The sequence below is a fragment of the Paenibacillus cookii genome (assembly GCF_018333375.1).
Classification (GTDB): domain Bacteria; phylum Bacillota; class Bacilli; order Paenibacillales; family Paenibacillaceae; genus Paenibacillus_AQ; species Paenibacillus_AQ cookii.
The window spans coordinates 1-259 of sequence record NZ_BORW01000124.1; the positions used below are offsets into that span (position 1 = coordinate 1).

At 47.5% G+C, this 259-nt stretch carries 2 tRNA genes; both read left to right on the forward strand.

Annotation, left to right across the window (positions count from 1 at the left end):
- Nucleotides 1-46 precede the first annotated feature (46 nt).
- Nucleotides 47-123, forward strand: a tRNA-Ile gene (locus tag KI367_RS26860).
- A gap of 30 nt (nucleotides 124-153) precedes the next feature.
- Nucleotides 154-229, forward strand: a tRNA-Ala gene (locus tag KI367_RS26865).
- The last annotated feature ends 30 nt before the right edge of the window (nucleotides 230-259 follow it).

The following is a 259-nucleotide window of genomic DNA, read 5'->3' on the forward strand; positions in this document are numbered from 1 at the left end:
AACCCTTATGGGTTTACTCATCAAGAGTATATTAGGAAATGAATATGGGCCCTTAGCTCAGCTGGTTAGAGCGCACCCCTGATAAGGGTGAGGTCGGTGGTTCGAGTCCACTAGGGCCCACCATATAAATTTAATAAGCATATTTCCTATTATGGGGCCATAGCTCAGCTGGGAGAGCGCCTGCCTTGCAAGCAGGAGGTCAGCGGTTCGATCCCGCTTGGCTCCACCAATTATTCAATTTGATCCTTGAAAACTAGAT